Genomic DNA, 25,944 nt, shown 5'->3' on the forward strand with positions numbered 1-25,944 from the left:
GAGCGCGCGGGAAAGCTCAGGAATCCTGCTCCGCGGCCGCATCGGTGTCGGTCTCGGCCGCGCCGGGCGGCCGGGAGTCGGCGGTGACAACGGGCGCGGGCTCGGAAGGCTCCTCCGCGGTGTACGCCTCGCACTCGGGGTTCTTGCAGGGGCCGGGCCCCCACAGGGGGACGACCACGCCCATGGTCTTGTGCCGGTGCACGACCGTGTCGACGGGCTGCCCGCAAACGGGACAGACGTACTCATCACTGGTCATGCCTCCAGGGTATTGCGACACAGGCCGACCCGACAGGTGAGCGACACAGTCGGGTTCAGTACCGGCGGCGATACCTTCAGTGCTGGGGCTTGCGCCACATCGGCCACATCCGTGGGCCGTCCGGCAGGTCGACGGCGCGGCCGGTGAAGGCGAAGCCGAGTCGTTCGTAGAGGCCTCGGCTGCGGGCGTTGCTCGCCTCCAGATACGCGGGCAGACGCTCACGGTCACAGCGCTCGAGTACGTGCTGGATCAGCGCCGTACCAAGGCCCTCGCCCTGCCGGGCGGGACTCACGGCGATCATCCACAGGTACTCGTGGGCCTCGCCCGCCGGGTGCACCTCGCCCGTCAGCCGGGCGATCTGCTCGATCCGTTCGTTTCCGGGATCGACGGCCTCGCGCAACCGCGCGGGACCGTCCTCGTCGTCCTCCTCGTGCGCCTGCGCGGGCACCGGCAACCAGAGCGCACAGCCGGAACCGTCCTCGGTGACGTCCACGTACCCCTCGGCGAGCACGATGTCGAGGAAGGCTCCCATCAGCAAGGGATGGCTACGGCGACGGTGTTCCGGATCGGGAAAGACCCATCTGCTCGCCGGGTCGTCATGGAAGGCCTCGTCGAGTAGGCGCGTAACAGCCTCTCGATCCCCGTCACCGGCCCGCCGGATCACCACGCCCATGCCCTACTCCTCCACGTCAACTACCCGCCCGTGCTTGGCCGTTGCAGCCTAAGTGATCGCTCTGGCGCACATGGCGAGGGGCTTGAGGCCCGCCGCGTCACCGCCGGCGGCCGATCTCGACGTTCTCCAGGACTCCCAGCGCGTCGGGCACCAGAACCGCGGCCGAGTAGTAGGTCGTCACCAGGTACGAGATGATCGCCTGCTCGCTGATACCCATGAAGCGCACGGACAGGCTCGGCTCGATCTCGTCCGGGATGCCGACCTGCTGGAGTCCGATGACGCCCTGCTCGGCCTCGCCGGTACGCATGCAGATGATGGAGGTCGTATTGGCCTCGGTGACCGGGATCTTGTTGCACGGGAAGATCGGCACGCCGCGCCAGGTGGGGATGCGGTTACCGCCCATGTCGATGGTCTCCGGGACGAGCCCGCGCTTGTTGAGTTCGCGGCCGAACGCGGAGATCGCACGCGGATGGGCCAGGAACAGCTTGGACCCGCGCCGCCTGCTCAGCAGCTCGTCCAGGTCGTCGGGGCTGGGCACGCCCTCGTGCGGCTGGAGCCGCTGCTCGTACTCGCAGTTGTTGAGCAGCCCGAACTCCCGGTTGTTGATGAGCTCGTGCTCCTGGCGCTCCTTCAGCGCCTCCACCGTGAGCCGCAGCTGCTGCTCGGTCTGGTTCATCGGCTGGTTGTAGAGGTCCGCCACGCGCGTGTGGATGCGCAATACCGTCTGTGCGACGCTCAGTTCGTACTCGCGCGGCGCCGCCTCGTAGTCGACGTACGTCCCGGGGATGGCCGGCTCTCCGGTGTGGCCGGCGGCGAGGTCGATCTCCTTCTCGCCGTATTTGTTGGTGCGCTGCTCGGGAATCGAACGCAGCCGCCGGAGATGGTCGCGCAGGGACTCGGAGCGCTCCGCCACCTGTTCGAGGTCCTGGCGGGGCAGTGCGAGCACCGTGCAGGCCGTGACCGCGCGGGCCGTGTACTCCCAGATGGCGTCCGGGTCGGTGATGGCCTGCTCGCCGAAGTACGCCCCGTCGGCGAGGACTCCGAGCACGGCGTCGTCCCCGTAGGGTCCCGCGCCGACCTTCTCGACCTTGCCGTGCGCGAGCAGGAAGACCTCGTCGGCCCGGCTCCCGAAGGAGGTGAGCACGGTGCCGGGCGCGAACTCCCGCTGCCGGCAGCGCCGGGCGAGCTCGTCGAGCACCTCCTCGTCCTCGAACCCGCGCAGCGCCGGAAGCTCGCCGAGCTCCGCGGGGATGACCTGAACGCGGTCACCGGTCTTCACGAACGTGACGCGGCCGTCGCCCACGGAGTAACTGAGCCTTCGGTTCACGCGGTACGTGCCGCCCTGCACGTTCACCCACGGCAGCATGCGCAGCAGCCACCGTGAGCTGATCTCCTGCATCTGCGGTGCGGACTTCGTGGTGGTCGACAAATTCCGCGCGGCGGATGTGCCGAGACTCTTCTGCGGCTGCTCCTGGTGCGCGTGGAGCTCTTCGCCTACCGACATGAAACACCCTCCCCGGTCATGCGCTGATCTGCACGATCAAGCCTCCCATCACGGACCGTGCCGATTCCATTACACGAATGGACGGGAATGGATCTTCGGGGACGGGGCACAACCTAGAACTCGCCCACGGGGAACTACAAGATCGAGCCACACGTTGAACGGGCGACGGACAAGCGACGAGGAGACGGCAATGGCAGGCTTCCTGGACCGCGCCAAGGAACAAGCGCAGCGCGGCCTCACGCAGGGCAAGCAGAAGCTCGACGAAGTCCAGGCGCAGCGGGCGGGCAGCGATCTACTCAAGAGCCTCGGCGCGGCGTACTACGCCGAACGGCACGGCACCGGCTCCCCCGACGCCACACAGCGGGCCCTCCAGGCCCTGGAGAGCCACATCGCCACACACGGCGACGGATTCCTGCGCGCCTGACGAGGCCCACCCGCACCGCCGGACCAGGCCGATCCGCTGACCGAATCGGTTCGCCACGCTGTGCGAACAGGTGGTCCATGCCGCCGGGTTCCGGTACAAGCAGCGGTACGAGGCGGCCGCGACCGGTGGCTGTCGCTCTCCCTGCGTGAGGAGGCGGTCATGGCCTCACCCATGTCCGCGGGCAGTTTCCTGGAGCGACTCAACGACGAAGGCCTCACCGTGGTCGAGGTCGGCGACTGGGAGCACCACAACCGCAATCACAAGGGTCCCTGGGGCCCTGTCCACGGCGTGATGATCCACCACACGGTGACGTCGGGCAGCGCGCGGACGGTCGAGATCTGCCGCGACGGCTACAGCGGCCTGCCGGGACCGCTGTGCCACGGCGTCATCACGAAGGACGGCCGAGTGCACCTCGTCGGCTACGGCCGCGCCAACCACGCGGGGCTCGGCGACGACGACGTACTGCGCGCGGTCATCGCCGAGAGCGGGCTCCCGCAGGACAACGAGGCGAACACCGACGGCAACCGCCACTTCTACGGCTTCGAGTGCGAGAACCTCGGTGACGGCGAGGACCCCTGGCCCGAGGCCCAGCTGGACGCCATCGAGCGGGCCTCTGCGGCGATCTGCCGCCATCACGGCTGGACGGAGCGCTCGGTCATCGGCCACCTCGAATGGCAGCCGGGGAAGGTCGACCCGCGCGGCTTCACGATGGCCTCCATGCGAGAACGCATCCGCGACCGTCTGAACTGATCACGGGCCGGCGCAGGGCCCGGACACATGTCCGACAATGGTTGTGTGACCAGCCCCTACGTCCCCGACGTCCCCGATGTCTCCGCCCTCCTGCGGCCGCGGCTGCCGTCACCCCTGCAGGACGTCATGGACGAGCGCTTCGCGCGTCACGGCGTACGGCTGGCGCTCAAGCGGGACGACCTGATCCACCCGGACCTGGTGGGCAACAAGTGGCGCAAGCTGGCCCCGAACCTTCGTGCCGCGGCCGGTCGTACGGTCCTCACCTTCGGTGGCGCGTACTCGAACCATCTGCGCGCCACCGCCGCCGCGGGCCGCCTCCTTGGCCTGGCCACCATCGGCGTGGTCCGCGGCCAGGAGCTGGCCGCCCGTCCTCTCAACCCGTCGCTCGCCCGGTGCGTGTCCGACGGCATGCGGCTCCATTTCATCGACAGGTCGACTTACCGTCACAAGAGCGAGCCGGAGACACTGACCGCCGTTCTCCGGGAGGCGGGCGCCGAGGACGCGTACGTCGTACCCGAGGGCGGCAGCAACTCCGCCGCCGTACGCGGCTGCGTGGCCCTCGGCGAGGAGTTGCGCGGCAGCGCCGACGTCGTCGCGCTCGCCTGCGGCACGGGCGGCACGCTCGCGGGGCTGGCCGCCGGCCTCGGCCCCGGACAGCGCGCCCTGGGCATACCGGTCCTCAAGGGAGGCTTCCTCGACGCGGAGATACGCGCGCTCCAGGGCCAGGCCTTCGGCGGCCTCCGCGGCGACTGGTCCCTCGACGACCGCTTCCACTTCGGCGGCTACGCCCGCACCACCTCCGAACTCGACGCCTTCGCCGTCGACTTCGAGCAACGTCATGGCCTGTCCGTCGAACGCCTCTACGTCGCCAAGACGCTGTACGGACTGCTCGCCCTCACGGAGGAGGGCGCCTTCCCCCGCGGGACGAGACTCGCGGCCGTGATCACGGGAGCGCCGCCCGCCCCGTAGGTCCGCTCACCTCACAGACCGGTTCGCCACCAGGTCACCAGATCACCAGGTCACCACCGGGGCAGCTTCCGCACGTACTCCGGATGGAACCGCCGCATGTACCCCGTGTCGTCGCGGCTCTTCATCCCCGAGTCGACGTACACGCGATGGGCCCGTTCCAGAGCGTCCGGGTCGAGCTCGACACCGAGGCCCGGGCCCGTCGGGACCTTGACGCAGCCGTCGCGGAGTTCCAGGGCGCCCGGGACGATGATGTCGTCGGCCGAGTTCCAGGGGTAGTGGGTGTCGCAGGAGTGGTCGAGACGGGGAATGGCCGCGGCGACATGGGTCATGGCGGCGAGGCTGATGCCCAGGTGCGAGTTGGAGTGCATGGACAGCCCGAGCCCGAAGGCCTCGCACACGGCGGCGAGTTCGCGGGTACGGCGCAGCCCGCCCCAGTAGTGGTGGTCGGTGAGCAGCACCTGGATCGCGCCGGCTTCGACGCCCGGACGCAGGTGTTCCCAGGCGACGACGCACATGTTGGTCGCCAGGGGCATGGGGGCTGTCCGCGCGACCTCCGCCATGCCGGGGATGGTCGCGGTGGGGTCCTCCAGGTATTCGAGGACGCCGTCCAGTTCCCGCGCCACGTACCGCGAAGTCTCCACGGTCCACGCCGTGTTGGGGTCGAGTCGCAGCGGCCGGCCGGGAAAGGCCTCGGCGAGGGCACGGATCGCGGCGATCTCCTCGTCGGGCGGGAAGACGCCGCCCTTGAGCTTGAAGTCCCGGAAACCGTGGCGCTCCCGCATCAGCCGGGCCTGTTCGACGATGCCGGCCGGATCGAGGGCCTCGCCCCAGGAGTCGGGTACGGCGGGGCGGCCGTCGAGGGCGGGGTGTTCGGCCCACTTGTAGAAGAGGTACGCGGCGAAGGGGACGGAGTCGCGGACGGCGCCCCCGAGCAGGTCGGACACGGGGCGGCCGGTCAGCTTGCCCTGCGCGTCGAGGCAGGCGACCTCGACGGCGGAGGTGGTCCAGCCGCGTTCATGGGAGCTCGGGACGGTCGGCAGCAGCGCGGCGTCGATGGCGGCGGCGATGGCCGTGGTGTCGAAGACGTCCATGCCGGGGACGACCCGGGCGGCGACCTGGAGACGTTCGAGGCGAACGGTGCCCCCCGTCGACTCGCCGAGGCCGACGGTTGTGCCGTCCTCCAGCGCGAGCTGCAGGACACAGCGCAGGGCGAGCGGCTCGTGCACCCCGTCGGCGTTGAGGAGCGGTGGATCGCGGAACGCGATCGGGGTGATGGTCAGTTCACGGATGCGTGCAGCGCCGAGGGCACTCATGCTCGTACCGCCTCCAGGCCGTGGTCGATCAGTTGCGTGAGCCGGGCGAGGTGCTCCGGCGTGGGGTCCAGCAGCGGGGGCCGTACGCCGCCGACGTCCAGACCCCGGATCCGTACCCCCGCCTTGACCAGTGAGACGGCATAGCCGGGTACCTCGTCGCGGAGCTCTCGACGAGAGGGCCGTAGAACTCGCTGAGCAGAGTGGCCACCAGGGTCTGGTCGCCGTTCGCCAGGCCTCGGTGGAAGGCCAGCGCGATCTCCGGGGCGAAGGCGAAGACGGCCGAGGAGTAGAGCTCGACTCCGATGCCCTGGTAGGCCGGTACGGTCATCTCGGCCGTCGGCAGACCGTTGAAGAACTGGAAGTCGCCGCCGTCGGGCAGGGCACGCACCGCGCGCACGATGCGGTGCATCAGCTCGATGTCGCCGATACCGTCCTTGAGCCCGACCACGCCCGGGAGCGCGGCGATCGCGACCGCGGCCTCGACGGTGAGCCGGGCGGTGCCCCGCTGGTAGAAGACGACGGGCAGCGCGGTGGCCGCCGTCACGGTCTCGACGTACCGCAGCAGGCCGCCTTGCGGGGCCGTCACCAGGTACGGCGGCAGCAGCAGGATGCCGTCGGCGCCGGCCCGCTCGATGCGCGCCACCTGGTCGAGGACCGTGGGGACCGGGCCGCCTGCCGCGGCCAGCACCGGGATGCGGTCCGCGTCCGCGGAGCCGGCCGGTACTGGAGCGCCTGCGCCGCGCGTCACCGTCTCGACGGCGATCCGCGTCGCGGTCTCGAGCTCCGCCGGTGAAAGGGCGTGGAACTCGCCCGTGCCGCAGGCGACGAAAACACCGCCCGCCCCGGCGCGGACGCCGGAGTCGATGTGCGATGCGAGCAGGTCTTCGACCAGGGCCCCGTTCGTGTCGAACGGGGTGACCGGAAAGAACTGCACGCCTTGGAGCTTGGGGAATGTCATGGCTTCTCTCAGGAGCCGAGGGCCGGGGGCGTCCGGCGCTGTCGGTGAGCCATGCGCCATCTCCATTCATATACGCGAAAGGGATTCATCAATCTAAAAGGTTGCTGCAACGTAGAATCGTTTCGGCCATGTGTCAAGGAATGCGTGATTCCGCATGGACCGTCACGACCGTCCGCAGCACACCTCGGGAGGAGCGCCCATGTCCGCCGCCGCGGAGGAGCCCAGGATGGTGAAGTCGGCGCAACGAGCCCTGGTAGTCCTGGAGGTGCTGGCCGACGCGAAGGGGGCCATCCCCGTCACCGAGCTGCACCGGCGCACCGGGTTTCCGCGCTCCAGCCTGCATCAGCTGCTGCACACGATGATCGCGATGCAGTGGGTCGAGCCCTCCGCCAACGGCACATCGGTCCGGCTGGCCGGCAGGGCACTGCTCGTCGGCACCTCGTACCTCGACGCCGACCTCGCGCTGCCGTACGCCGTCCACACCCTGGAGGAGATCCGCGAGGACACCGGCTACACCGTGCACTACGCCCGGCTCGACGGCTCCCACGTCCTCTACCTCGCGACCCGCGAGACCACCGAACCGCACCGCGCCACCTCACGCGTGGGCCGCCGCCTCCCCGCGTACGCCACCGCCCTCGGCAAAGCCCTGCTCGCCGAGCTGACCTCGGCCGAGGCCGACGCGCTGCTGCCGCCGGGCCCGCTGACCGCCCTCACCGAACGCACGATCACCGACCGGGACGCCCTCGCCCGCGAGCTCGAGGAGACCCGGAAACGCGGATACTCGGTGGAGCACGAGCAGAACACCCGAGGCATCGGCTGCGTCAGCGTCACCGTCCCCTATCGCATCCCGGCCACCGACGCGATCAGCTGCTCCATGCCCCTCGCCGACGCCGAGAACACCAGGACGACGGACAAGGTCGCCACGGTGCTTCAGAAGCACGCTCAGCGCCTGGCGACACGGCTGCGCGCGGAGGGCATTCGCTGACGCCCGTCACCTCCCGCCCGGAGCGCTCAGGTGATCGTCTCCCGGTAGGCCGCCGCTTCCTCCAGGTCAAGCCGCCTGAGCAGCGTCCGCAGCATCTCGTCGTCGATGTAGCGGCCGTCCCGCAGCTTCACGAACACCGCCCGCTCGGTGCCGATCATGGCGCGCGACAGCCGCCGGTACGTGTCGTCCGCGGTCTCCCCGGTCACGGGGTTCGCCGCGCCGAGCCGCTCCCACACTGCGTTGCGGCGCCGTTCCAGGACCGTACGGAGGCGGTCGGCCAGCGGGGGCGGCAGCGCGTTGCGCTCATCGCCGAGGAGCTCGTCCAGGCGTTGCTCTGCGGCCCGTGACGCCTGCGCCTGGGCGTTCGCCTCCGCGAGCGTCTCGGCATGCGCGTCACGCCCGGGCAACTTCAGCAGGCGGATCAGCGGGGGCAGCGTCAGCCCCTGCACGACCAGGGTCCCGATGACCGTCGTGAAGGTCAGGAAGAGGATGAGGTTGCGGCCGGGAAAGTCCTCACCCCCGTGCAGCGTCTCCGGGATCGAGAAGGCGATCGCCAGCGAGACCACACCCCGCATCCCGGCCCAGCCGACGACGAACGGCCCCTTCCAGGTGGGATCCGCCTCCCGCTCCCGGATCCGCGCGGACAGCAGGCGCGGCAGATACGTCCCGGGATACACCCAGACGAAGCGGGTCACGACCACGACCAGGAAGAGGGCCACCGCGTACCAGGCGGCACTCAGCCCCTCGTACTCCCCAAGCCCCTTCAGGACGACGGGCAGTTGCAGACCGATCAGCGCGAAGACCGCCGACTCCAGGATGAACGCGACCATCTTCCACACCGCCGCCTCCTGCAGCCGGGTCGCGAAATCGACCTGCCAGGAGCGGTGCCCGAGGTAGAGGGCGACGACGACCACGGCGAGCACTCCGGAGGCGTGCACCTGCTCGGCGACCGCGTAGGCGAAGAAGGGGATCAGCAACGAGAGGGAGTTCTGCAGCAGCGGCTCCTTCAGGTGGGTCCGCAGCCAGTGGATCGGCACCATCAGGACGAGCCCGATCCCGACACCGCCGAGCGCCGCCAGCAGGAACTCGCCGATCCCGCCCGCCCAGGTCGCGCCCTCACCGACGGCGGCGGCGAGCGCGACCTTGTAGGCGGTGATCGCGGTCGCGTCGTTCACCAGGGACTCGCCCTGCAGGATCGTGGTGATCCGCGAGGGCAGCCCGACCCGCCGCGCGACCGCCGTCGCCGCCACCGCGTCCGGCGGCGCCACGACCGCGCCGAGCACCAGCGCGGCGGCGAGCGGCAGGCCCGGCACGATCAGATACGCGGCCCAGCCGACGACGAGCGTCGCGAACAGCACATATCCCACCGACAGCAACGCGACGGGCCGGACCTGCGCCCGCAGATCGAGGTACGAGCTGTCCGTGGCCGCCGTGTACAGCAACGGAGGCAGCAGCAGCGGCAACACCACATCGGGGTCGAGGGTGTACTCGGGCACCCCGGGGACGTACGAGACGGCCAGGCCCACCGCGACGAGCAACAGCGGTGCCGGGACCGGGGTACGGCGGGCCGCACCGGCAATGGCGACGCTGCCCGCGACCAGCAGGAGCAGAGGCATCACATGCATCGGTTTCGGCCCGCCTTCGTTTTCGCGCTGCTTTCCGCGCGCCCGTCGTAACCTGGCCATCATGAAACAGTGCACGCATGCCGACGCGCTGCCGCTTTCCGATCCCGCACCACTCAGCGACACCTGTCTCGAGTGCCGTGCGGCCGGCACCCATCCGGTGCAACTGCGGCTGTGCCTGACCTGCGGCCACGTGGGCTGCTGCGACTCATCGCCGATGCGGCACGCGACAGAGCACTACAAGGAGACGGGACACCCGATCATGCGCACCCTGGAGCCCGGAGCGAGCTGGCGCTGGTGCTTTGTCGACCACGTACTCGTGTGACGAACGGTCGGACGGTTCGACCGTCTGACGCCTGGGTACGTCAACCCGGCGCGCGCTCTTCCCAATTGGGCCCGCAGACCCCCTAGCCACTGTGCGTATTCATAGGTTTACTATGAGTGACAGCAAGGGCCTTGGGGTCCCGAGGACAGGACACTTGAGAGCGCGATAGCGTCACCGCTGAACCACGTAGCGCGTTACCGCGTTACCCGAGGGGCGACCCTCGGCCCCGATAGAGCTTGTACCACCTTGGAGGTGAGGGTGTCCCAGATCGCAGGCGAGCCCGCGACCCAGGACTTCGTGGAAGTCCGGCTGCCCGCTGCGGGTGCCTACCTGTCGGTGCTGCGCACGGCCACGGCCGGCCTCGCGGCGCGTTTGGACTTCACCCTCGACGAGATCGAGGACCTGCGCATCGCTGTCGACGAGGGCTGCGCGATCCTGCTGCAACAGGCCGTGCCCGGTTCGGTTCTCAGCTGTGTCTTCCGGCTGATCGACGACTCGCTGGAGGTGACGGTCTCAGCTCCGACCACTGACGGCCACGCCCCTTCGCGGGACACCTTCGCCTGGACCGTGCTGTCGGCCCTCGCGGGCAAGGTGTCCTCCTCGGTCGCCGACGACAAGACCGTTTCGATCAGCCTCTACAAACAGCGCGGCGCGGGACCCGGGCCGGCGTGAGGAACGGGGACGGGCCGGTGCGGGACGAAGAGCGCGGCACACGGGAACTTCCCGCCGAGGGCGGAGGTCACCCCTGCTCATGGGAGTCCTCCCGCTCGAGCGAAGTCGAGCGGGGCGGAGGAGCCGAGAGCTTGGGGATGGACCTCCCGAGCGGGCCGCGGCACACGGCGGAAGGTGTCGACGGCATTCCCGAGCAGCAGGCCAGGCCGCACCCGGAGGACGACTCCTCGGCAGCCGAAGCGTCCCGGGCCGGGGGTCCCCCCGGTTCGGGCGCGACCGAGAGCTCGGGAGGCGCGCCGAAAGACGAGGACGAGCGCGAGGCGCTCTCCGGCCTTGACGGGCAACGGGATTCAGAAGGTGCCGCGCAAAGCGCCTCCTTGGAAGGGCGGCGGCGGGTGACGGGCGGGACTATGAGCGAGCAGCACGAGCGACACGCCGACAACGGCGCGGGTGCCGCGTCAGGTGCACAGCACGACCCCCAGGACCGCAGCGGGGCTCGGGCCAAGTTCATCGAGCTGCGCAAGTTGCGGGACGGCAGCCCGGAGTACGCGGAGCTGCGCAATCAGCTGGTCCGGATGCATCTGCCGCTCGTCGAGCACCTCGCGCGCCGCTTCCGCAACCGCGGTGAGCCGCTGGACGACCTCACCCAGGTCGCCACCATCGGCCTGATCAAGTCGGTCGACCGCTTCGACCCGGATCGCGGCGTCGAGTTCTCCACGTACGCGACCCCGACGGTGGTCGGCGAGATCAAGCGGCACTTCCGTGACAAGGGCTGGGCGGTGCGCGTACCGCGCCGGCTGCAGGAGCTGCGCCTCGCGCTCACCACGGCGACCGCGGAGCTCTCGCAGCAGCACGGCCGCTCCCCCACCGTGCACGAGCTGGCCGAGAAGCTGGCCATCTCGGAGGAGGAGGTCCTGGAGGGCCTGGAGTCGGCCAACGCGTACTCCACGCTTTCCCTGGACGTCCCCGACACGGACGACGAGTCCCCGGCGGTCGCGGACACGCTGGGCGCCGAGGACGAGGCCTTGGAAGGGGTCGAGTACCGGGAATCCCTCAAGCCGCTCCTTGAGGATCTGCCGCCCCGCGAGAAGCGCATCCTGCTGCTGCGCTTCTTCGCCAACATGACCCAGTCCCAGATCGCCCAGGAGGTCGGCATCTCCCAGATGCACGTCTCGCGCCTCCTGGCACGGACACTGGCCCAGCTCCGGGAGAAGCTGCTCGTCGAGGAGTGACCGTCGACCGTCGTGTACGGGCAGCGCCTCTTACTTCTGATCCTGCATGTCGCCAGGGCCCCGGATCCCGAGGGCCCGGGTCGTCTCAGGGTTCAGCAGGAGGAACAGCGCGCCGACCGCGACGACGGCCAGGGCGATACCGCCGGGAATGGCGAGGCTGTCGGCCTGGAGCAGCGTCCAGGCCACCGGCAGCGCCATGATCTGCGTGATGATCGCGGGGCCCCGGCTCCAGCTGCGCTGCTTGAGCAGCCCGCGCGCGGCCAGCAGCGGCAGCAGCGCGAGCGCGATCAGCGTGACCCCGCCCGTGACGGCCTGCTGACGGTCGTCCGGGTGACCGGTCAGCCCCCTCACGGCCATGTAGACGCCCGCGACCACCAGGGCGAGGCCCTCCAGGGCGGCCAGCGCCGCCGCGGCGGTCAGCCGCCTGGGGCGGGGGCCTGTTTCGGGGGCGTCCGGGGCGGGGGTCTGCGCAGAGCTCACCCCAGAAGGGTAGCCCTCGGCCCGCGCCGCCCGGCCGCCGCATGGGGTCTGCGACGGAGGCCTCAAGCCCGCCCGGCGCGGCCGAGCCGATGCCCAGGGGTCTTGCTGGATCCTCACCTCGGTGTGGGCCGAGTACCACTCGGTAGGTACGCTGCATCGCATGCGTGCACTTCTCGTGGTCAATCCGGCGGCAACTACCACCAGCGCACGCACGCGTGACGTCTTGATCCACGCCCTGGCGAGCGAGATGAAGATCGAAGCGGTCACCACCGAGTACCGCGGACACGCCAGAGACCTCGCCCGGCAGGCGGCGGAGAGCAAGGACATAGACCTGGTCGTGGCCCTCGGCGGCGACGGCACGGTCAACGAGGTCGTGAACGGTCTGCTGCACCAGGGGCCCGACCCCGACCGCCTGCCCGGCCTCGCCGTCGTCCCCGGCGGCTCCACGAATGTCTTCGCCCGCGCCCTGGGCCTGCCCAACGAGCCCGTGGAGGCCACCGGCGCTCTGCTCGACGCGCTGCGCGACGGCGGGCAGCGGACGGTCGGCCTGGGCCTCGCGGCGGGCACCCCGGGTACGGAGGACGAGGCGGTTCCGTCCCGCTGGTTCACGTTCTGCGCGGGATTCGGCTTCGACGCCGGCGTGATCGGGCGGGTCGAGCAGCAGCGCGAGCGCGGCAAGCGCTCCACGCACGCCCTTTATATGCGCCAGGCGGTACGCCAGTTTCTGGGCGAGCCCAACCGCAGGAGCGGCACGATAGCGCTGGAGCGAGCCGGCGAGGACCCGGTGTCCGATTTGGTGCTGTCGATAGTCTGCAATACCTCTCCCTGGACGTATCTGGGTAATCGCCCGGTGTATGCGTCCCCTAAGGCCTCGTTCGAAACTGGCCTGGACGTACTGGGTCTCAGCCGGATGTCCACGGCCGCGGTCGCCCGATATGCCACGCAGTTGCTCACTTCGTCCCCCGAGCGGGGCCCCCATGGCAAGCACGCCGTGTCCCTGCACGACCTGACGGACTTCACCTTGCATTCGAAGGTGCCACTCCCCCTTCAGATGGACGGTGACCATCTGGGACTGCGTACGAGCGTGACGTTCACAGGCGTACGCCGTGCACTGCGTGTGATTGTGTGAGCAGAACGGGCTAAAGTCCTTTCACTCGAACGTTTAGGCCAGGGTCCACCCCATGGAAGTACGGCTGTGACCTAGTCGACACCGAGGAATCAAAAAAAACTTTTCGGAAGGGGTTGTATCCGCCGCTGAGGTTTGCGAGTCTCTACGTGGCGCTCGGGACGGCCCGCAGAATCGGCCCCACAGAGAGCCAGAACCCCTCCTCACATCAAGGACCACACCAGTCCGCCTGGTAGTCGGCCCTTCACTTGTTGAGGGATTCGTGAAAGCGTTCACATTCACAAGCAACCCGCATGTAAGACCAAGGAGAGGTAGCAGCCATGGACTGGCGTCACAACGCCGTTTGCCGCGAGGAAGACCCCGAGCTGTTCTTCCCCATCGGCAACACCGGTCCTGCGCTGCTGCAGATCGAGGAAGCCAAGGCCGTCTGCCGCCGCTGCCCCGTCATGGAGCAGTGCCTGCAGTGGGCGCTCGAGTCCGGCCAGGACTCCGGCGTCTGGGGTGGTCTCAGCGAGGACGAGCGCCGCGCCATGAAGCGCCGCGCCGCCCGCAACCGGGCCCGTCAGGCCTCCGCCTGACAACCCACCCCGCAACAGCCTGAGCTTGGCGGCGCGTACAGCGAGTACGCATCTCCCGCCCCCGAGCCGCAGCGCGCAGTACCCCCGATGCGCATAGTGCACGAGCTTTCAGCCCCGGACCGTTCGACAGGTCCGGGGCTCATTGCTGTTCCGGGGTCGCTGCCGTCCGGGGGTCGCTGCCGTCCGGGGGGCGTTGCTGTTCGGGGGGCGTTGCTGTTCGGGGGGCGATGCCACGCCTGGCCGTGTGGAAGAGTTGTGAGGATTGCTTGTGCAGATCCTTCGCACGGGCAGAGCGACCCGCGCCGGCTACTTGTGGCCCTCCACCGGGATGTCCAGGATCACCCGCGTACCACGCTCCGGCGCCGGGACCATGTCGAAGGTGCCGCCCAACTCGCCTTCCACCAGCGTCCGGACGATCTGCAGGCCCAGGTTGCCCGAGCGGTGCGGGTCGAAGTCCTGCGGGAGGCCGACGCCGTCGTCCTGGACGGTGACCAGGAGACGGGACTCCTTGGTGGTGCCGCCGCGGACCGCCGAGACCTCGACCGTGCCGGTGTCGCCCTGCCGGAAGCCGTGCTCCAGCGCGTTCTGCAGAATCTCGGTGAGGACCATGGACAGCGGCGTGGCGACCTCGGCGTCGAGTATGCCGAAGCGGCCGGAGCGCCGGCCCGTGACCTTGCCCGGGGAGATCTCGGCCACCATGGCGAGCACCCGGTCGGCGATCTCGTCGAACTCCACGCGCTCGTCCAGGTTCTGGGACAGCGTCTCGTGCACGATCGCAATCGATCCGACGCGGCGTACGGCCTCTTCGAGGGCTTCGCGGCCCTTGTCGGAGTCGATGCGGCGGGCCTGGAGCCGCAGCAGGGCCGCGACCGTCTGGAGGTTGTTCTTCACCCGGTGGTGGATCTCCCGGATGGTCGCGTCCTTGGTGATCAACTCGCGCTCGCGGCGCCGCAGTTCGGTGACGTCCCGCAGGAGGACGAGCGAACCGACGCGGGTGCCCTTGGGCTTGAGCGGAATCGCGCGGAGCTGGATCACCCCGTCGTTGCTCTCGATCTCGAACTCGCGGGGTGCCCAGCCGCTGGCGACCTTGGCCAGCGCCTCGTCCACCGGGCCCCGTGACGGGGCGAGTTCCGCCGTGGTCTTGCCGAGGTGGTGGCCGACCAGGTCGGCGGCCAGACCCAGGCGGTGGTACGCGGAGAGCGCGTTCGGCGACGCGTACTGGACGACACCGTCGGCGTCGAGCCGGATCAGACCGTCGCCCACCCGTGGCGAGGCGTCCATGTCGACCTGCTGGTCGGGGAACGGGAAGGAGCCCGCCGCGATCATCTGGGCGAGGTCGGACGCGCTCTGGAGATAGGTGAGTTCGAGCCGTGAGGGGGTGCGCACGGTGAGCAGGTTCGTGTTGCGGGCGATGACGCCCAGGACGCGCCCCTCCCTGCGTACGGGGATGGACTCGACCCGTACGGGGACCTCCTCGCGCCACTCCGGGTCGCCCTCCCGCACGATCCGGCCCTCGTCCAGGGCGGCGTCCAGCATGGGGCGGCGGCCGCGGGGGACGAGGTGGCCGACCATGTCGTCCTGGTACGAGGTGGGGCCGGTGTTTGGCCGCATCTGGGCCACCGAGACATAGCGGGTGCCGTCGCGCGTGGGAACCCACAGGACGAGGTCGGCGAAGGAGAGGTCGGAGAGGAGCTGCCACTCCGAGACCAGCAGATGGAGCCACTCGAGATCGGAGTCACCGAGGGCGGTGTGCTGGCGGACGAGTTCGTTCATGGAGGGCACGTCAGCGAGCGTACCTGGGAGTTCGGACATGACCCGAAATCGGCGATCCCGGCCCCGTTCGTCGGCCGCTCCCCCGGGGCCCCGTAACACCCGCGGGCCCCGGAAACACCCGCGGGCCGCGGCGCCTGAGAGGGACCCTCAACCCTCCCGGCACCGCAGCCCGGAGCAGCATCGGCCGCGGGGTGTGCGGTCCCGGTCGGCCGAAGGATGAGGAGCCGGTGCCGTCAGGGCAGAGAGCGCCGGTTCCTCGATCCGTCTTCCTGTGCGGGGAAGACGGAGGCTTGATCATTCAATTGCGTTCTCAAGCTTCGCCTACGATTGTGGACTAGACCACTCTCGCCTGTCCATGCGTTGGCGGATGTTTGTTGTTGTGTCTTTATCCAACAAGCTCGCGCTCACTGTCCACCACGCAGCCTAGCGCCGGTCGGTTCACGAGCGGGGCCAGATTGCCATCGCGAGTTCGGCGAGTGCCTCCAGCTCCTCCTTGGTGGCTCCGTCGCGGGACTGCTGGGACATGCCCTGGATCATGGCTCCGGTGTGCCGGGCGAGGGCTGCGGCGTCGACGTCCGCGGACAGCTCGCCCGCCGCGATGCCGGCCTTTATGCGGCTCTCGATGGCGGCGATGTCCGCGTTGCGCCGCTCCCGCAGGGACTCCTCCACCTCGGGGGTGGTGCAGTTGGTGGCCGCGTGGAGGACCAGGCAGCCGTGCGGACGACCCGGCTCGGTGTACCCGGCCGCCGCCTCGCGCAGCATCCGCTCCACGGCGGCACGGGCCGTCGGCTCCTCGGCGAGCGCACGGTCGCCGAACGAGCCGTATCGCGCGCCGTACGCGCGGACGACCTCCTCGAAGAGCGAGCGCTTGTCGCCGAAGGCCGCGTACAGGCTGGGCGCGCCGATACCCATGACCCTGGTGAGGTCGGAGACCGAGGTCGCCTCATAGCCGTGCTCCCAGAACGCGAGGATCGCCCGCTCCAGCGCGGTCTCACGGTCGAAGGAGCGGGGGCGGCCGCGCGGCTTGCCCTGACGGCGGCTCGGGTGCGGCCCGTCCTGCGGTTTCGACTCGTCGTCGGTCTCCGGTCTCATCGCCATGGGCGCATTTTATAGCGGGCACTAGAGAAAAGTCGGTGGACTGCCGAGGCTGGAGGTTCGCCGACCTGGACGCTGCCACACAGGGCCGACTCTGCTAGATTGGTCTATACCACATACACAGTTGAGCCCCCTTTCAGAACGGCAGGCCCCAGCGTGGAAGTTGTCATCGTTCCTGGCGCCGAGGCGGGTGGCGAGCTCATCGCCGAGGCCATGGCCCAGTTGCTCCGGCGCAAGCCCGACGCCCTGCTCGGTGTGGCGACCGGCTCGACCCCGTTGCCCATTTACGAGGCCTTGGCGGCGAAGGTGGACGCCGGGGCCGTGGACGTCTCGCGGGCGCGGATCGCGCAGCTCGACGAATACGTGGGACTGCCGACCGACCATCCCGAGTCGTACCGCTCCGTGCTGCGCCGTGAGGTGCTGGAGCCGCTGGGGCTGGACATGGCCGCGTTCATGGGGCCCGACGGGGCCGCGGCGGACGTGCAGGCGGCGTGCACGGCGTACGACAAGGCGCTCGCCGAGGCCGGCGGGGTCGACCTCCAGCTGCTCGGCATAGGGACCGACGGGCACATCGGGTTCAACGAGCCGTGCTCGTCGCTTGCCTCACGTACGCGGATCAAGACGCTGACCGAGCAGACCCGGGTCGACAACGCGCGGTTCTTCGAGGGCGACATCGCGCAGGTGCCGCATCACGTGATCACTCAGGGGATCGGGACGATTCTGGAGGCACGGCATCTGGTGCTGCTCGCCACCGGTGAGGGCAAGGCGGACGCGGTGGCGGCGACCGTCGAGGGGCCCGTCGCCGCGGTGTGCCCCGCCTCAGCGCTCCAACTGCACCCGCACGCGACGGTCGTCGTGGACGAGGCGGCCGCCTCCAAGCTGAAGCTCGCGGACTACTTCCGGCACACCTACGCCAACAAGCCCGAGTGGCAGGGCATTTAGGACGTAACGACGAGGCCATGGGGAAGGGCCGGGTGCCCAGGAGCACCCGGCCCTTCCCCATGAGTGGGGCCCACGCCCCACGCCACCACCTCACGTGCCGGCGATGACCTCCGCCGCCGCCAGACCGCACACGCGGGCCGCCCCGTGCGTGGCGATGTGCAGCACTCCTCTGGGCGGGGCCTGGGGAACGCCCATCTCGACCACGACGGTGTCGGGGCGGGAGGCGAGGAGGATGTCGAGGGCTTCGTCCATCCAGGCGTGGCGATGGGCGTCGCGGACCACGGCGACGATACGGCGGGATCCCGCAGCCGCGAGCGCAGCGCCCGCGAGGGCCTCGGCCTCCGCCCGCTCCCCCGTGAAACTCCCCGCCTCCGTGCCCGGGAGCAGACGGCGGAGCTCCGCGGCGACGCCCCACGGGGTCTCGTCGCCGACGGCGAAGTTGGCGACGGGGGTGAACGCGGCGACATACGGAGCGCCGGTGACCGGAGTGAAGTGTTCCGCACGCGTGACCGTCAGCGCCCGGCGGGCCGCGACCAGGCCCACCGCCGAAGCCCCGCTCCGCCTCGATGCGCCCCCGGGCGCGCGCTCGCTCCCCGCCGAAGTCCAGGAGGCCAGGGACCGTACCCGGGAGGCGGCATCCGCCAGCCGCTCCTCGGACAGCTCACCCGCACGCACCGCCGAGACCAGCGCGTCGCGCAGTCGCAGCACCGTCGCGTCGTCGGCGAGTCCTCCGCCCACACAGATGGCGTCGGCGCCGGCGGCGATCGCCAGGACGGTGCCCCGTTCGATGCCGTATGTGCCGGAGATGGCCTGCATTTCCATGCCGTCGGTGACGATCAGACCGTCGAAGCCCAGCTCCTCGCGCAGCAGCCCGGTCAGGATGCGGGGCGAGAGGGTCGCGGGGAGGTCCGGGTCCAGGGCCGGGACCAGGATGTGCGCGGTCATCACCGCGCGCGTCCCCGCCTCGATGGCCGCGCGGAACGGGACCAGCTCCCGGGACTGCAGGACCGGCAGCGCCGCGTCGATACGCGGAAGCGCGTGGTGCGAGTCGACCGCCGTGTCGCCATGGCCCGGGAAGTGCTTGGTGCAGGCGGCGACTCCGGCGGACTGGAGGCCGGCGACGTACGCCGCCGTGTGCCGGGCGACCAGTGCGGCATCGGCGCCGAAGGAGCGTACGCCGATCACGGGATTGCCGGGATTGGAGTTGATGTCGGCGGAGGGTGCCCAGTTGAGGTTCACGCCGCACTCGGCGAGGCGGCTGCCCAGTTCGAAGGCGACCTCCTCGGTCAGTGAGGCGTCGTCCACCGCGCCCAGCGCGTGGTTTCCGGGGAACGACGATCCCGTACGCACCTCCAGGCGCGTGACATCACCTCCCTCCTCGTCGATGGCGACCAGGACGTCGTCACGCTCGGCGCGCAACTGGGCGGTCAGTGAGGCGAGCTGGCCTGGCGAGGCGATGTTCCGGCCGAAGAGGCCGACGGAGGCCAGCCCCTCCCCCAGCCGCCGCAGCAGCCAGGAGGGAGCCGAGGTCCCGGTGAAGCCGGGCTGCAGGACGGCCAGGGCGTCGCGCGTCAGGGTGGACGTCCCACCGGTGAGTGTCGTCATCGGTGGCCTTATCCCTTCACGGCGCCGGAGGTGAGACCCGAGGCCATTTTCTTCTGGACGAGCATGAAGAAGACGACCACCGGGAGGGCGATGAGTGTGGAGGCGGCCATCAGCGCGCCGTAGTCGACACCACGGGACGTGGTGAAGTTCATCAGCCACACGTTGAGGGTGTACTTGTCGTTGTCCTGGAGCACCACGTAGGCGAGCAGGTACTCGTTCCACGCGTTGATGAGCGAGAAGATCGAGGCCGCGGCGAGGCCCGGAGCGAGCAGGGGGAAGATGACGCGCCAGAAGGCGCCCATCCGGCTGCAGCCGTCGACCATCGCCGACTCCTCCAGCTCCTTGGGGATGTTGATGACGAAGCCGCGGATCATCCAGGTGGCGAAGGGCAGCGCGGAGACCAGGTAGATGATGATGACGCCCCAGTACTCATTGAGCGCGCCCAGGCTGTTGAGCTGGATGTAGATGGGGATGAGCATCGCGGTCGGCGGCAGCAGCTGGATGGCCAGAAGCGTGATCATGAACGCCTTGCGGCCGGCGAAGTGGAACCGTCCGATCGCGAAGGCGGCGATCGTCGACAGCAGCATCGCCCCGACCACGGCGGTGACGCAGATGATCAGGCTGGACTGGATCGCCGAGCCGAAGTTCGGAGCGTCGATCGCCCGCTTGAAGTTGTCGAAGGTGATCGAGGACGGCCACAGCGTCTGGTCGTAGCTGCGGATCTCCTGGTTGGGCCGTAGCGCGCTGACGACCAGCCAGTAGACCGGGAAGGCCATCACGACGCAGGCGACGACGCCGACGAGGTTGTAGACGTGCCGGCTCTTCTTCTTGCGGTCCGGACGCGGTGCCGGACCGGTCGCCGGGTGGGCGGGCGGTGCCGGGCGGGTGGACGTCGTGGCGCTCACTCGACCTCTCCGATCTTGAGCAGCTGGCGCAGGTAGTACACGGCCACACCGGAGAGCAGCAGCACCGTGATGAGCGAGATGGCCGCACCCTGGCTGAAGGAGTTGGATTCGAAGGCCTTCTCGAACGAGTAGATGCCCAGGAGGCTGTACTCCGGCTCCGGCTTGTTGCCGCGCATCAGGAAGACCTGGCCGAAGACGTTGAAGTCCCAGATCACCGAGAGCGTGGCGACCATCTGGAAGACCGGCTTGATGACGGGCCAGGTGACATAGCGGAACACGCCGAACGCGCCCGCTCCGTCCAGCGCCGCCGCCTCCTCCAGTTCCCTGGGCACCTGGGTGAGAGCGGCGTAGAGGGTGATGGCGACGAACGGGATGGCGCCCCAGATGACGACGGCGGCGATGATCAGGAAGCCCTGCTTGGGATCGAGCCACCAGTTGTGACCGCGGAAGTCGAGCCCCAGGTATTTCGTCAGCACCATGTTCATGACGCCGTAGTCGGAGTCGGCGAACCAGCGGAAGATCGAGGTCGCCACGAGCAGCGGCATGGCCCAGGCGGCGACCAGCGCCGCGGTCAGGGCGAGACGTATCCACAGGCTCATGCGCTGCATGGCCTGGGCGAGGAAGAGTCCGACGCCCATGGTGACGACGACGCAGGCGACCATGAACAGCACCGTGCGCCACACCACGTCCCAGAACCGGCCGTCGCCGAGGATGTTGGTGAACTGCTCGAAGCCGACCCATTCGCCCGCCTGGCCCGTCCAGAGCTCCCGGCGTCCCACGTCCTGGAAGGACATGATCACCGTCTTGACGAGCGGCCAGACGAACACCGCGGCGATCGCCACGACCGTGGGGGCTATCAGGGCGTAGGGCAGATAGGCGCCGACTCGCCTCCCCGGCGCTCTTCCGGCCGCGGCCCGCGGGGCGTCGTGCTGCTCGGCCTGCTCGGGCTGCTCGGGCTGCGGGACGGACACCGGGGGGTCGGCTGCTTTCATTTCGGCGGCACTCACTGTGCTGGCCTTCCGTTCGAACCGGTAACCGGAGTGCGGAGACGGCGGGCCTGGGGGTGGGCCCGCCGTCCCCGATGGGTGATCAAGAGGTCAGGAGGCCTCGTTGATCAGCTGGTCGATCTCCGCGTCGGCGGCCTTGGTGGCGTCCGCGACCGACTCGCCCTTGAGGATGTCGAGCAGCATCAGCTCGAGCGTTTCCTTCTTCTCGATCGCGGCCCAGCCCGGCGCGATGGGCGTGAACCAGGCGTCCGGCACGGCGTTGGCGATCGGGGCCGTCTCCGGCTTGGTCTTCAGCGGCTCCAACTGCTTGGTGTTGTTCGGAAGGATGTTCTTCTCGGCGAGCGCGGCCTCGGACTTCTCGCTGGTGAAGATCGAGATCCAGTCCTGCGCCAGGTCCTGGTTCTCGGACTTGGAGATGGTGGCCAGGTCGGAACCGCCGATGAAGGAGGGCAGCGCCTTGCCGTTCGGGCCGGGCATGCCGGCGGTGCCGATCTTGTCCTTCAGCTTGGGGTTGCCGTTGGCCGCCGGGTCGATGACGCTGCCGGACTCCCAGCCGTTGCCGTAGATCATGGCCGTCTTCTTGTTGGCCATGACGTTGGCGTGGTCCTGCTCGTCCTTGGTCTGGTCGCCGTTGTTGTACTCCTTGACCAGGTCGACGTAGTGCTGGATACCCTCCTGCGCCTCAGGCGAGGAGAGCGTGGCCTTCCACTTCTTGCTGCCCTCGTCGTACTCGGCGATCTTGCCGCCGTAGGCGGCGACGTACGACATGGCGGCGTACCAGTAGCGGCCCGGGAGGTAGAGCGGCGAGAACGCCTTGTCCTTCTTGCCGTACTTGGCCTCGATCTTGCCGAGCGCCTTGGTCAGGCCGTCCTCGGTCTCGGGGATGGTGTCCTTGCCGGTGGCGGCCTTGAACATTTCCTTGTTGTAGATGGCCACGCGCGCACCGGCGTAGTAGGGCACGCAGTACAGCTTGCCCTCGTAGGAACAGGTGTCCTTCAGACCGGAGATCCAGGTGTCCGAGTTGTCGTACTTCTTCTCGTCGATCTCGCCGAGGGCCCCATTGAGGATGTACGTCATGGTCTCGGTGTTGCCGAGCTCGACCACGTCGGGGAACTTGCTGCCGGACAGGGCCGCGTCGAGCTTCTTGGTCTTGTCCCCCCACTGCTGGTACTGAACGTTGACCTTGACGCCCGGGTACTTGTCGTTGAACTCGGCATTGGCCTGCTTGACCAGCTCCGGCCAGGTGCTCTGGGCGTCCGTCATCAGCCAGACGGTGAGCTCACCCTTGCGGTCCTTGGGATCCTTGGCCGCCTCTTTGTCGCCGCTGCCGCCGCACGCCGCAATGGAGACCATCATGCCCGCGATACCGATCGCGGCTATCAGCTTGCGCTTCACGCCCACCCTCCTCAGGGATGCCACAAACCCCCCTGCCCACCGCGGTGACATACGACGAGGTATCCGTGGGGCCAGGCCCTGGTCCTCAATGGTTTAGACCAGTACCGGGGAGCTTGGACCAGACCATTGGGCCTGTCAAGAGGTTCAAAGTGAGCTCCTGGGGTCCGTTATGGGACCTACATATGCAGGAACCTTTAAGCAAGAAACCAGCGAAAAGAGCAGGTCGGCCGACGGGCCCCGCACTGGACCACTTCGGTAGGGTGGACTAGACCAGCGGGAGTCCCCGACGGTATACAGAAGAGATCACGGACGGTACGAGAACGCCCGCACGACGGCGTGCGAGCACACCCCGCATCCGAAACACGCGGGCCCTCGCACACGAAGCCGTGCCACGATGTGAGCCGTGGCCGACGCGTAGGTCGGCCGCATCGGCACCCGGAGCCGGGAAGGCAGAGGATGAGCACCGACGTGACCAGTGCGGAGAACGAGGGTGGGTCCCCCATCCGTACCGCGCGTGTGCCCAAGTACTACCGCCTCAAGAAGCATCTGCTCGACATGACGGAGACGCTGCCGCCCGGAACGTCGGTACCCCCCGAGCGCACCCTCGCCGCCGAGTTCGACACCTCGCGCACCACCGTCCGCCAGGCCCTCCAGGAACTCGTCGTGGAGGGCCGACTGGAACGCATCCAGGGCAAGGGCACCTTCGTCGCCAAGCCGAAGGTCTCGCAGGCGCTCCAACTCACCTCGTACACCGAGGACATGAGGGCCCAGGGCCTCGAACCCACCTCGCAGCTCCTGGACATCGGCTACATCACGGCCGACGACACCCTCGCCGGGCTCCTGGACATCTCGGCGGGCGGCCGCGTCCTGCGCATCGAGCGGCTGCGCATGGCCAACGGCGAGCCGATGGCCATCGAGACGACACACCTGTCCGCCAAGCGCTTCCCGGCACTGAGGCGGAGTCTGGTGAAGTACACGTCCCTCTACACGGCGTTGGCCGAGGTGTACGACGTCCATCTCGCCGAGGCCGAGGAGACCATCGAGACCTCGCTGGCCACCCCGCGCGAGGCCGGTCTGCTCAGCACCGACGTGGGACTGCCCATGCTGATGCTGTCGCGGCACTCGCTGGACGGCGAGGGGCAGCCGGTGGAGTGGGTGCGTTCCGTCTACCGCGGTGACCGGTACAAGTTCGTGGCACGACTGAAGCGGCCTACGGAGTAGCGCGACGCGGGCCCTGTGGTGGGCCGTACTGGCCGCGCAGATAGGGCACTTGCCGTAAGGCTCGTCCGGACACGCTCGTACCGTCCCGGCGTGATCCGGATTCCGGACGGGGGTTCCCTAACGCCGAGCCGTCGCTTAGATTTCCTGCGCATTGCAAAGGTGATCAGTGAGGGACGGAGCCGTCTTATGTCAGATGCGCCAGACGCGTCGGATGCGCCTGAAGTCAGAGCGCCGGTGGTGACCCCGGTGCGTGTGGTGATCGCCCTCTGTCTGATCGCGCCGTTCGTGGCGATGCTCTGGGTGGGCTCATACGCGAAGGTCGACCCGGCCCTCGCCGGCATCCCGTTCTTCTACTGGTACCAGATGCTGTGGGTGTTCCTCTCCACCGCGCTCACGATGATCGCGTACAAGCTGTGGCAGCGTGACCAGCGCGCCCGCACGTCGCGGGACGGGGGTGCGTCGGCATGAAGGACGGCGTGAACGGCGTCGCACTCGCCGTCTTCATCTTCTTCTTCCTGGCCGTCACCGTCATGGGCTTCCTGGCCACGCGCTGGCGCAAGGCCGAGAACGAGCACAGCCTCGACGAATGGGGCCTGGGCGGACGGTCGTTCGGCACCTGGGTCACCTGGTTCCTGCTGGGCGGCGACCTCTACACGGCTTATACGTTCGTGGCGGTCCCGGCGGCGATCTACGCGGCGGGCGCGGCCGGCTTCTTCGCCGTCCCCTACACGATCCTCGTCTACCCCCTGATCTTCACCTTCCTGCCGCGGCTGTGGTCGGTGTCGCACAAGCACGGGTACGTGACGACGTCGGACTTCGTGCGCGGCCGCTTCGGCTCGAAGGGCCTGTCGCTGGCGGTGGCCGTGACGGGCATCCTCGCCACCATGCCCTACATCGCGCTCCAACTGGTCGGCATCCAGGCCGTGCTGGACGTGATGGGCGTCGGCGGCGGCGAGGACACGAACTGGTTCATCAAGGACCTGCCGCTGCTCATCGCCTTCGGCGTGCTGGCCGCGTACACGTACTCGTCGGGTCTTCGCGCCCCGGCCCTCATCGCCTTCGTGAAGGACACCCTGATCTACATCGTGATCGCGGTGGCCATCATCTACATCCCGATCAAGCTGGGCGGCTTCGACGACATCTTCGCGAAGGCGGGCGACGCGTTCAGCCAGACCAATCCCGCGACGGGCGCGCCCCGCGGTGCCCTGACGCCGGCCGACGCCGGCCAGTGGACGTACGCGACGCTCGCGCTCGGCTCGGCGCTCGCGCTGTTCATGTACCCGCACTCGATCACGGCGACGCTGTCCTCGCGCAGCCGTGAGGTGATCCGACGCAACACCACCATCCTGCCGCTGTACTCCCTGATGCTGGGTCTGCTCGCACTGCTGGGCTTCATGGCGATCGCGGCCGGGATCAAGGTGCAGAACGGGCAGTTGGCGATCCCGCAGCTCTTCGAGACGATGTTCCCCGACTGGTTCGCGGGCGTGGCGTTCGCGGCGATCGGTATCGGCGCGCTCGTCCCGGCGGCCATCATGTCCATCGCGGCGGCGAACCTCTTCACCCGAAACATCTACAAGGACTTCATCAAGCCCGACGCGACCCCGGCACAGGAGACGAAGGTCTCCAAGCTGGTCTCGCTGCTGGTGAAGGTCGGCGCGCTGGCCTTCGTCCTGACGATGGACAAGACGGTCGCGATCAACTTCCAACTCCTCGGCGGCATCTGGATCCTCCAGACCTTCCCGGCTCTGGTCGGCGGGCTGTTCACCCGGTGGTTCCATCGCTGGGCGCTGCTGGCGGGCTGGGCGGTCGGGATGATCTACGGGACGGTGGCCGCGTACGGTGTCGCGTCCCCGACGCAGAAGCACTTCGGTGGCTCGGCGAAGGAGATCCCGGGGATCGGGGAGATCGGCTACATCGGTCTGACGGCGTTCGTGCTGAACGTGGTGGTGACCGTGGTCCTCACCTTCGTCCTGAAGGCGGCCAAGGCCCCTGAGGGCATCGACGAGACGTCCCCGGAGGACTACACGGCGGACGCGGGCGACAAGGGCGTCCAGGTGGAACTGCCTCCGGCGACGGCGGGCTCGTCCCACTAGCCGCGAGGGCGGGGGCGGCGGGGGCTTTTTCGCCCCCGCCG

Annotated in this window: 25 protein-coding genes and 1 pseudogene; 13 read left to right on the forward strand and 13 right to left on the reverse strand. The window is 69.0% G+C overall.

What is annotated here, in order from left to right; genetic code table 11:
- Window positions 1-16: 16 nt before the first annotated feature.
- From FGD71_RS44290 to FGD71_RS44300, 3 genes are all read right to left on the reverse strand, one after another.
- The gene (locus FGD71_RS44290; RefSeq protein WP_119106274.1) at window positions 17-256 is read right to left on the reverse strand and encodes a hypothetical protein; all 240 of its coding nucleotides are present in this window, start codon (window positions 254-256) and stop codon (window positions 17-19) included.
- 76 nt (window positions 257-332) lie between these two features.
- Window positions 333-929, reverse strand: a complete 597-nt coding sequence (locus tag FGD71_RS44295) for a GNAT family N-acetyltransferase (protein WP_119106275.1) — start codon at window positions 927-929, stop codon at window positions 333-335.
- 97 nt (window positions 930-1,026) lie between these two features.
- Complete coding sequence (locus tag FGD71_RS44300) at window positions 1,027-2,433, reverse strand: family 2B encapsulin nanocompartment shell protein (protein ID WP_119106276.1); 1,407 nt, start codon at window positions 2,431-2,433, stop codon at window positions 1,027-1,029.
- A 190-nt stretch (window positions 2,434-2,623) separates the two neighbouring features.
- Between FGD71_RS44300 and FGD71_RS44305 the strand changes: the two genes are divergently transcribed.
- The 3 genes from FGD71_RS44305 (at window position 2,624) to FGD71_RS44315 (ending at window position 4,576) form a co-directional block, all read left to right on the forward strand.
- The gene (locus tag FGD71_RS44305) at window positions 2,624-2,857 is read left to right on the forward strand and encodes a hypothetical protein (RefSeq protein ID WP_119106277.1); all 234 of its coding nucleotides are present in this window, start codon (window positions 2,624-2,626) and stop codon (window positions 2,855-2,857) included.
- Window positions 2,858-3,016: 159 nt separating this feature from the next.
- Entirely contained in the window at window positions 3,017-3,607 is a 591-nt protein-coding gene (locus tag FGD71_RS44310; RefSeq protein WP_119106278.1) for an N-acetylmuramoyl-L-alanine amidase, read from the forward strand.
- A gap of 27 nt (window positions 3,608-3,634) precedes the next feature.
- Window positions 3,635-4,576 (forward strand): 1-aminocyclopropane-1-carboxylate deaminase/D-cysteine desulfhydrase, encoded by a 942-nt coding sequence (locus tag FGD71_RS44315; protein ID WP_119106279.1) that lies wholly within the window; start codon window positions 3,635-3,637, stop codon window positions 4,574-4,576.
- Window positions 4,577-4,626: 50 nt separating this feature from the next.
- Here FGD71_RS44315 and FGD71_RS44320 read toward each other — a convergent pair whose 3' ends face one another.
- Together FGD71_RS44320 and FGD71_RS44325 are read right to left on the reverse strand one after the other, a co-directional pair.
- Window positions 4,627-5,889 (reverse strand): glucarate dehydratase family protein, encoded by a 1,263-nt coding sequence (locus tag FGD71_RS44320; RefSeq protein WP_119106280.1) that lies wholly within the window; start codon window positions 5,887-5,889, stop codon window positions 4,627-4,629.
- Window positions 5,886-6,847, reverse strand: a pseudogene (locus tag FGD71_RS44325) (5-dehydro-4-deoxyglucarate dehydratase). The gene FGD71_RS44320 and the pseudogene FGD71_RS44325 overlap by 4 nt, the downstream one beginning before the upstream one ends.
- A gap of 199 nt (window positions 6,848-7,046) precedes the next feature.
- On the opposite strand from FGD71_RS44325, the gene FGD71_RS44330 reads away from it, so the two are divergent.
- Window positions 7,047-7,832, forward strand: a complete 786-nt coding sequence (locus tag FGD71_RS44330) for an IclR family transcriptional regulator (protein WP_119106281.1) — start codon at window positions 7,047-7,049, stop codon at window positions 7,830-7,832.
- Window positions 7,833-7,858: 26 nt separating this feature from the next.
- On the opposite strand, the gene FGD71_RS44335 is transcribed toward FGD71_RS44330, so the two are convergent.
- Window positions 7,859-9,457 carry a Na+/H+ antiporter gene (locus tag FGD71_RS44335; protein WP_119106282.1) on the reverse strand — a complete coding sequence of 533 codons (1,599 nt, stop codon included), beginning with the start codon at window positions 9,455-9,457 and terminating at the stop codon, window positions 7,859-7,861.
- A gap of 61 nt (window positions 9,458-9,518) precedes the next feature.
- Here FGD71_RS44335 and FGD71_RS44340 point away from each other — a divergent pair, with 61 nt between their 5' ends.
- From FGD71_RS44340 to FGD71_RS44350, 3 genes are all read left to right on the forward strand, one after another.
- Window positions 9,519-9,779, forward strand: coding sequence for a UBP-type zinc finger domain-containing protein (locus FGD71_RS44340; RefSeq protein ID WP_119106283.1), 261 nt, complete (start codon window positions 9,519-9,521; stop codon window positions 9,777-9,779).
- A 258-nt stretch (window positions 9,780-10,037) separates the two neighbouring features.
- Window positions 10,038-10,451 (forward strand): ATP-binding protein, encoded by a 414-nt coding sequence (locus FGD71_RS44345; protein WP_119106284.1) that lies wholly within the window; start codon window positions 10,038-10,040, stop codon window positions 10,449-10,451.
- Window positions 10,448-11,683 carry an RNA polymerase sigma factor SigF gene (locus tag FGD71_RS44350; RefSeq protein WP_119106285.1) on the forward strand — a complete coding sequence of 412 codons (1,236 nt, stop codon included), beginning with the start codon at window positions 10,448-10,450 and terminating at the stop codon, window positions 11,681-11,683. Before FGD71_RS44345 ends, FGD71_RS44350 begins: the two co-directional genes overlap by 4 nt.
- Window positions 11,684-11,713: 30 nt before the next feature.
- Here FGD71_RS44350 and FGD71_RS44355 read toward each other — a convergent pair whose 3' ends face one another.
- Complete coding sequence (locus FGD71_RS44355; protein ID WP_119106286.1) at window positions 11,714-12,163, reverse strand: hypothetical protein; 450 nt, start codon at window positions 12,161-12,163, stop codon at window positions 11,714-11,716.
- A gap of 160 nt (window positions 12,164-12,323) precedes the next feature.
- Between FGD71_RS44355 and FGD71_RS44360 the strand changes: the two genes are divergently transcribed.
- Window positions 12,324-13,292, forward strand: a complete 969-nt coding sequence (locus FGD71_RS44360; RefSeq protein WP_119106296.1) for a diacylglycerol/lipid kinase family protein — start codon at window positions 12,324-12,326, stop codon at window positions 13,290-13,292.
- 317 nt (window positions 13,293-13,609) lie between these two features.
- Complete coding sequence (locus FGD71_RS44365; RefSeq protein ID WP_016639615.1) at window positions 13,610-13,867, forward strand: WhiB family transcriptional regulator; 258 nt, start codon at window positions 13,610-13,612, stop codon at window positions 13,865-13,867.
- 306 nt (window positions 13,868-14,173) lie between these two features.
- Here the strand turns inward: FGD71_RS44365 and FGD71_RS44370 are convergent, their stop codons facing one another.
- Together FGD71_RS44370 and FGD71_RS44375 are read right to left on the reverse strand one after the other, a co-directional pair.
- The gene (locus FGD71_RS44370; protein ID WP_162931402.1) at window positions 14,174-15,640 is read right to left on the reverse strand and encodes a sensor histidine kinase; all 1,467 of its coding nucleotides are present in this window, start codon (window positions 15,638-15,640) and stop codon (window positions 14,174-14,176) included.
- Window positions 15,641-16,078: 438 nt separating this feature from the next.
- Window positions 16,079-16,732 (reverse strand): TetR/AcrR family transcriptional regulator, encoded by a 654-nt coding sequence (locus FGD71_RS44375; protein ID WP_119106298.1) that lies wholly within the window; start codon window positions 16,730-16,732, stop codon window positions 16,079-16,081.
- 159 nt (window positions 16,733-16,891) lie between these two features.
- On the opposite strand from FGD71_RS44375, the gene nagB reads away from it, so the two are divergent.
- Window positions 16,892-17,677: a glucosamine-6-phosphate deaminase gene (nagB, locus tag FGD71_RS44380; RefSeq protein WP_119106287.1), complete on the forward strand. Its 786-nt coding sequence runs from the start codon at window positions 16,892-16,894 to the stop codon at window positions 17,675-17,677.
- Between the two features lie 90 nt (window positions 17,678-17,767).
- Here the strand turns inward: nagB and FGD71_RS44385 are convergent, their stop codons facing one another.
- From FGD71_RS44385 to FGD71_RS44400, 4 genes are all read right to left on the reverse strand, one after another.
- On the reverse strand, window positions 17,768-19,282 hold the full coding sequence (locus FGD71_RS44385) for a glycoside hydrolase family 3 protein (protein WP_119106288.1): 1,515 nt from the start codon (window positions 19,280-19,282) through the stop codon (window positions 17,768-17,770).
- Between the two features lie 8 nt (window positions 19,283-19,290).
- The gene (locus FGD71_RS44390; RefSeq protein ID WP_119106289.1) at window positions 19,291-20,187 is read right to left on the reverse strand and encodes a carbohydrate ABC transporter permease; all 897 of its coding nucleotides are present in this window, start codon (window positions 20,185-20,187) and stop codon (window positions 19,291-19,293) included.
- Window positions 20,184-21,194 carry a carbohydrate ABC transporter permease gene (locus FGD71_RS44395; RefSeq protein ID WP_181359398.1) on the reverse strand — a complete coding sequence of 337 codons (1,011 nt, stop codon included), beginning with the start codon at window positions 21,192-21,194 and terminating at the stop codon, window positions 20,184-20,186. Before FGD71_RS44395 ends, FGD71_RS44390 begins: the two co-directional genes overlap by 4 nt.
- 90 nt (window positions 21,195-21,284) lie before the next feature.
- Window positions 21,285-22,589 (reverse strand): sugar ABC transporter substrate-binding protein, encoded by a 1,305-nt coding sequence (locus FGD71_RS44400; protein ID WP_119106291.1) that lies wholly within the window; start codon window positions 22,587-22,589, stop codon window positions 21,285-21,287.
- A 456-nt stretch (window positions 22,590-23,045) separates the two neighbouring features.
- Between FGD71_RS44400 and FGD71_RS44405 the strand changes: the two genes are divergently transcribed.
- The 3 genes from FGD71_RS44405 to mctP all read left to right on the forward strand — a co-directional run bounded on the left by FGD71_RS44405 (window position 23,046) and on the right by mctP (window position 25,903).
- Entirely contained in the window at window positions 23,046-23,810 is a 765-nt protein-coding gene (locus FGD71_RS44405) for a GntR family transcriptional regulator (RefSeq protein ID WP_119106292.1), read from the forward strand.
- Between the two features lie 186 nt (window positions 23,811-23,996).
- The gene (locus tag FGD71_RS44410; protein WP_119106293.1) at window positions 23,997-24,278 is read left to right on the forward strand and encodes a DUF3311 domain-containing protein; all 282 of its coding nucleotides are present in this window, start codon (window positions 23,997-23,999) and stop codon (window positions 24,276-24,278) included.
- The gene (mctP, locus tag FGD71_RS44415) at window positions 24,275-25,903 is read left to right on the forward strand and encodes a monocarboxylate uptake permease MctP (protein ID WP_119106294.1); all 1,629 of its coding nucleotides are present in this window, start codon (window positions 24,275-24,277) and stop codon (window positions 25,901-25,903) included. The genes FGD71_RS44410 and mctP overlap by 4 nt, the downstream gene beginning before the upstream one ends.
- Window positions 25,904-25,944 lie beyond the last annotated feature (41 nt).

The sequence above is a fragment of the Streptomyces sporangiiformans genome, from assembly GCF_005768555.2.
In the GTDB taxonomy this organism is placed as follows: domain Bacteria; phylum Actinomycetota; class Actinomycetes; order Streptomycetales; family Streptomycetaceae; genus Streptomyces; species Streptomyces sporangiiformans.

Coding starts and splice junctions, on each gene's coding strand:
- FGD71_RS44290 (WP_119106274.1), bottom strand. CDS start 256: ATGACCAGTGATGAGTACGTCTGTCCCGTTTGCGGGCAGCCCGTCGAC.
- FGD71_RS44295 (WP_119106275.1), bottom strand. CDS start 929: ATGGGCGTGGTGATCCGGCGGGCCGGTGACGGGGATCGAGAGGCTGTT.
- FGD71_RS44300 (WP_119106276.1), bottom strand. CDS start 2,433: ATGTCGGTAGGCGAAGAGCTCCACGCGCACCAGGAGCAGCCGCAGAAG.
- FGD71_RS44305 (WP_119106277.1), top strand. CDS start 2,624: ATGGCAGGCTTCCTGGACCGCGCCAAGGAACAAGCGCAGCGCGGCCTC.
- FGD71_RS44310 (WP_119106278.1), top strand. CDS start 3,017: ATGGCCTCACCCATGTCCGCGGGCAGTTTCCTGGAGCGACTCAACGAC.
- FGD71_RS44315 (WP_119106279.1), top strand. CDS start 3,635: ATGTCCGACAATGGTTGTGTGACCAGCCCCTACGTCCCCGACGTCCCC.
- FGD71_RS44320 (WP_119106280.1), bottom strand. CDS start 5,889: ATGAGTGCCCTCGGCGCTGCACGCATCCGTGAACTGACCATCACCCCG.
- FGD71_RS44330 (WP_119106281.1), top strand. CDS start 7,047: ATGTCCGCCGCCGCGGAGGAGCCCAGGATGGTGAAGTCGGCGCAACGA.
- FGD71_RS44335 (WP_119106282.1), bottom strand. CDS start 9,457: ATGCATGTGATGCCTCTGCTCCTGCTGGTCGCGGGCAGCGTCGCCATT.
- FGD71_RS44340 (WP_119106283.1), top strand. CDS start 9,519: ATGAAACAGTGCACGCATGCCGACGCGCTGCCGCTTTCCGATCCCGCA.
- FGD71_RS44360 (WP_119106296.1), top strand. CDS start 12,324: ATGCGTGCACTTCTCGTGGTCAATCCGGCGGCAACTACCACCAGCGCA.
- FGD71_RS44365 (WP_016639615.1), top strand. CDS start 13,610: ATGGACTGGCGTCACAACGCCGTTTGCCGCGAGGAAGACCCCGAGCTG.
- FGD71_RS44370 (WP_162931402.1), bottom strand. CDS start 15,640: ATGAACGAACTCGTCCGCCAGCACACCGCCCTCGGTGACTCCGATCTC.
- FGD71_RS44375 (WP_119106298.1), bottom strand. CDS start 16,732: ATGAGACCGGAGACCGACGACGAGTCGAAACCGCAGGACGGGCCGCAC.
- FGD71_RS44385 (WP_119106288.1), bottom strand. CDS start 19,282: ATGACGACACTCACCGGTGGGACGTCCACCCTGACGCGCGACGCCCTG.
- FGD71_RS44405 (WP_119106292.1), top strand. CDS start 23,046: ATGAGCACCGACGTGACCAGTGCGGAGAACGAGGGTGGGTCCCCCATC.
- FGD71_RS44410 (WP_119106293.1), top strand. CDS start 23,997: ATGTCAGATGCGCCAGACGCGTCGGATGCGCCTGAAGTCAGAGCGCCG.
- mctP (WP_119106294.1), top strand. CDS start 24,275: ATGAAGGACGGCGTGAACGGCGTCGCACTCGCCGTCTTCATCTTCTTC.